At 70.9% G+C, this 3,504-nt stretch carries 4 protein-coding genes and 1 pseudogene; all 5 read left to right on the forward strand.

Features of this window, described 5'->3' with window-relative positions:
* Positions 1–206, forward strand: a pseudogene (locus MTR62_RS20430) (hypothetical protein); the annotation flags it as partial.
* Positions 207–396: 190 nt separating this feature from the next.
* Positions 397–885 (forward strand): EF-hand domain-containing protein, encoded by a 489-nt coding sequence (locus MTR62_RS20435; protein WP_244024413.1) that lies wholly within the window; start codon positions 397–399, stop codon positions 883–885.
* A gap of 100 nt (positions 886–985) precedes the next feature.
* Positions 986–1,798: a sterol desaturase family protein gene (locus MTR62_RS20440; RefSeq protein WP_244024415.1), complete on the forward strand. Its 813-nt coding sequence runs from the start codon at positions 986–988 to the stop codon at positions 1,796–1,798.
* A gap of 123 nt (positions 1,799–1,921) precedes the next feature.
* Positions 1,922–3,085 carry an aminotransferase class I/II-fold pyridoxal phosphate-dependent enzyme gene (locus MTR62_RS20445; protein ID WP_244024417.1) on the forward strand — a complete coding sequence of 388 codons (1,164 nt, stop codon included), beginning with the start codon at positions 1,922–1,924 and terminating at the stop codon, positions 3,083–3,085.
* Positions 3,082–3,504: alpha/beta hydrolase (locus MTR62_RS20450; protein ID WP_244024419.1), on the forward strand; the 423-nt coding region annotated here is incomplete at its 3' end. The genes MTR62_RS20445 and MTR62_RS20450, both read left to right, overlap by 4 nt.

Consider the following 3,504-nt stretch of genomic DNA (forward strand, 5'->3'; position numbering starts at 1 on the left):
CGACCAGCGGCGCGCGCGGCTCCGCCTCGAGCCAGGGCGGCTTCACCCGCAGCGCCGACGGCACGACCTCGGGCTCGCGCACGTCGAACGCCACCAACGCCGCGACCGGCAACAGCTATTCCGGCCAGACCACGGTGCAGAACGGGCAGGTCAGCCACACCGGCACCTGCAGCAATGCCAGCGGCGAGGCGATTCCCTGCCGCTGACCGCCTGCTGACCCCAGACGCGCGCCGCACCGGCCCGATCAGGCCAATCGACGGCGCGCCGCAGCGCGCAAGGATGCCCTCGACCCAGGCCCCCTTTCGCAAGCCTTGCCGGATGGGTTCTCCAACCGATCCCCCGACCCTCGCCCATCCGGCATCCTTTTTCGCCTCGCTGTCCAAGGATACCCCGTTCATGCCCCCCTTCCCCAAGACTCCCTGGCCCAAAGCCGCCTGGTTCGCCCCCCTGCTGCTCACCGCCGCACTCAGCCCGTTTGCCGCGCTGCCCGCACAGGCCCAGCCCGGCGCTTCGCCCGGCGCCTTTCCCGGCGGCGAGAAGGCGATCGAACGCCTGCGCGAGGCCGACACCAACCACGACGGCGCGATCAGCCGCGCCGAACTGATCGCCGCGCGCAAGGCCAACTGGCAGCGCATGGACCGCAATCACGACGGCGTCTTCACCCGCGACGACCTGCCCGCCATCGTGCAGGCCCGCTGGGACGGCGACCGGCTGCAGGAGCTGCGCCGCGTCTTCGACGCCAACCACGACGGAAAGCTGAGCTACAAGGAGTTCGTCGAAGGGCCGACACTCGGCTTCGACATGGCCGATGCCAACCACGACGGCCGCGTAACCCAGGCCGAACTCGAAGCCCTGCGCGCCGCGATCAAGGCGCGCCGAGGCTGAAGACGGCCCTGCGAGATGAGGGAGCGCGAGAGCGGCCGTCCTCGCGCTCTTCCCAACGTTAGCCCCCCGTCGCCCGGTCCGCCGGAAAGGAAATTTCGCGATGCGCCTGGTCCTCCAGCACCCTGTTCTCCTCATCCCGATCCTGCTGCTGGTGCTGGTCGAGATCGTCTGGCGCCGGCGCAACGCGCGCGGCTACGATCGTGGCGGGGCGCTGGCCAGTCTTGGCGTTGCCCTGGGTCAGGCGGTGTTTCGCCCGCTCGGCGCGGTGGTCATCGGCATCGTGCTGCTCGCGGCCGAACCTATCGCGCTGTTCCATTTCCCCTCCGACGCGGCGCTGACCTGGATCGCGGGCTTTTTCGCGGTCGATTTCGTCTATTACTGGTTCCACCGTTTCAGCCACACCGTGCGCTGGCTCTGGGCGACCCACGCAGTGCACCATTCAGCCGCGCAATACGTCCTGCCGAGCGCGGTGCGGCTGGGCTGGACCGAGCTGTTCTCGCTCGGCTGGCTGTTCTATGTCGCGCTGGTGCTGATCGGCTTCCCGCCGCTGATGATCGGCGTGCTGCTCGGCGCCAACCTGCTCTACCAGTTTCCGCTCCACACCGAGATGGTGGGACGGCTCGGTCCGCTCGAGGCCATCTTCAACACGCCCTCGCACCACCGCGCCCACCACGCCAGCGAGGCGGCCTTCCTCGACTGCAATTTCGGCGGCGTGCTGATCGTGTGGGACCGCCTGTTCGGAACCTTTCGCGCCGAGCCGGACGGGCGCGCGCTGCGCTATGGCCTGGTCCACGCGCTCGATTCGCACAATCCACTGCGCATCGCAGGGCACGAGTGGCTGCGCCTGTTCGCCGCCCTGCGCACCGCGCGCGGGCTGGGCGCGAAGCTGCGGATCGCGCTCGGCCGCCCCTGACCCCGCCCCTGATCCCGGCCCTGATCCGGCACCTGACCGCTCTCCTCCACCGCAAAACCCGCAACAGGAAGTTCACCGCACACCATTGTCTCGCGCGCGCTGTTGCCATAACCGGCAGGCACGATGACACGGCTCGACCCCTTTTTCACCGCCGCGCTGGCCCGGATCGACCGCGCCGGACAGCGCCGCGTGCTGCGCCCCGCCGCGCTCGCCGCTGAGGGGCGGATCGTGCGCGAGGGGCGACGCCTGATCGACTTTTCGAGCAACGACTACCTCGGTCTTGCCCGCCACCCCGAGCTGAGCGCGCGCGCGGTGGCCTGGACGCAGGCGCTGGGCACGGGCTCTGGCGCCTCGCGGCTCGTCACCGGCACCAGCGCCGAGCAGCTCGCGCTCGAGGCGCGCATCGCGCGCTTCAAGCACGCCGAAGCCGCGCTCATCTTTGCCAGCGGATGGCAGGCCAACGCCGCGGTGATCGCCGCGCTCGCCGCCGCGGTGCCCGGCCTTGCGGTCTACACCGACCGGCTGATCCACGCCTCGATGCACGCCGGGCTGGCGATGGCCGGAGTGCGCCAGATCCGCTTTCGCCACAACGATCTGGACCATCTCGAAACGCTCCTCGCGAGCAAGGGCGCCGATGCGCCCGCACGGCTGATCCTGACCGAAAGCGTCTTCTCGATGGACGGCGACCGCGCCGACCTGCCCCGCCTCGCCGCGATCGCCGAGGCGCACCAGGCCGCGCTCTACGTCGACGAAGCGCACGCGACCGGCGTGCTCGGCCCGGCCGGGGCGGGGCTGTGCGCGCAGGTGCCGGGACAAGTCGATCTGGTCATGGGCACCTTCAGCAAGGCGCTCGGCGGCTTTGGCGCCTATGTCGCGGGCTCGCAGGCGCTGATCGACTATCTGGTCAACACCGCCAGCGGCTTCATCTTCACCACCGCGCCGCCGCCCGCCATGCTCGGCGCGATCGACGCCGCGCTCGATCTCGTGCCCACGCTGGAGGCCGAGCGGGTCCACCTCGCCGCGCTCGGCGTGCAGCTGCGCACCGGGCTGCGCGCTCTGGGGCTGGACTGCGGCGAATCGAGCACCCAGATCGTGCCCGCCGTGATCGGCGCGGAAGCCGATGCGCTCGCGCTTTCGGCCCGGCTCGAGGACGCCGGGTTCCTCGTCTCGGCGATCCGCCCGCCAACCGTTCCGCCCGGCACCAGCCGCCTGCGCATCGCGCTGCGTGCGGGCCACAGCGCCGCGGATGTCGATGCGCTGCTCACAGCGCTCGGGGACGCGCGGTGAAGCTGCTGTTCGTCCATGGCTGGGGTTTCGACCGGCATTTCTGGGAGCCGCTTTGCGCGCACCTTTCCGGATACGAACGGGTGGTTGAGGATCGCGGCTATTTCGGTGCGCCGCTCAGCCCCGCGATCGAGGGGCCGTACCTTGCCGTCACCCACAGTTTCGGGACCATGCGCGCGCTCGCCGCGCCCGCTCCCGGCCTTTGCGGGATCGTCGCCATCAACGGGTTCGACCGCTTCAGCGCAGCGCCCGATCGCGCGGGCGTGCCGGTGCGGGTGATCGACCGGATGCTGCGCCGCTTCGGCGAAAACCCCGAGACCGTCCTCGCCGAGTTTCGCCGCAGCTGCGGGAGCGCGGCCCCCTTTGGCCCGATCGATCCCGCCCCGCTGCGCGCCGACCTGCTGCGCCTGCGCGACGCGGCG

Origin of the sequence: Novosphingobium organovorum (genome assembly GCF_022832435.1) — a bacterium.
Lineage (GTDB): Bacteria > Pseudomonadota > Alphaproteobacteria > Sphingomonadales > Sphingomonadaceae > Novosphingobium > Novosphingobium organovorum.

What these genes read in the sequence shown, in the direction of transcription:
- MTR62_RS20440 (WP_244024415.1), top strand. Translation starts at nt 986, where the DNA reads ATGCGCCTGGTCCTCCAGCACCCTGTTCTCCTCATCCCGATCCTGCTG.
- MTR62_RS20435 (WP_244024413.1), top strand. Translation starts at nt 397, where the DNA reads ATGCCCCCCTTCCCCAAGACTCCCTGGCCCAAAGCCGCCTGGTTCGCC.
- MTR62_RS20445 (WP_244024417.1), top strand. Translation starts at nt 1,922, where the DNA reads ATGACACGGCTCGACCCCTTTTTCACCGCCGCGCTGGCCCGGATCGAC.